At 69.7% G+C, this 720-nt stretch carries 1 protein-coding gene; it reads left to right on the top strand.

What is annotated here, in order from left to right:
* Nucleotides 1-720 (top strand): autotransporter outer membrane beta-barrel domain-containing protein (locus ACJ8M3_RS24770; protein WP_442514788.1); only part of this gene is annotated, 720 nt, incomplete at both ends.

The following is a 720-nucleotide window of genomic DNA, read 5'->3' as shown; positions in this document are numbered from 1 at the left end:
GGGGCTGGACTCGGCGGCGGCGGCCGACTGGCGGCTGGGGGTGGCGACCGGCTACACCCGCACCTCGCTGCACGGCGGCTACGGGTCGAAGGCGGACAGCGACAACTACCACCTGGCGGCGTACGGCGACAAGCAGTTCGGGGCGCTGGCGCTGCGTGGCGGGGCGGGCTACACCTGGCACCGCATCGACACCAAACGGTCGGTGAACTACGGGATGCAGTCGGACCGTGACACGGCGAAGTACAGCGCGCGCACCGAACAGCTGTTCGCGGAAGCGGGCTACAGCGTGCAGGGCGAGTGGCTGAACCTGGAGCCGTTCGTCAACCTGGCGTACGTGAACTTCGAAAACAACGGCATCGCGGAAAGCGGCGGCGCGGCGGCGCTGCGCGGCGACAAGCAGCACACGGATGCGACGGTGTCGACGCTGGGGCTGCGTGCGGACACCGCGTGGCAGGTGACCCCGGGCACGACGGTGGCGCTGCGTAGCGAGCTGGGATGGCAACACCAGTACGGCGGGCTGGAGCGCGGCACCGGGCTGCGGTTCAACGGCGGCAACGCGCCGTTCGTGGTGGACAGCGTGCCGGTGTCGCGTGACGGCATGGTGCTGAAGGCGGGGGCGGAAGTGGCGGTGAACGAAAACGCCTCGCTGTCGCTGGGCTATGGCGGGCTGCTGTCGCAGCACCATCAGGATAACAGCGTCAACGCCGGCTTCACCTGGCG

The organism is Serratia sp. CY55921, from assembly GCF_052167655.1.
GTDB lineage: Bacteria > Pseudomonadota > Gammaproteobacteria > Enterobacterales > Enterobacteriaceae > Serratia > Serratia ureilytica.
Note: the sequence above shows the minus strand (reverse complement) of the source record. Positions and strands in the feature narration are given on the sequence as shown.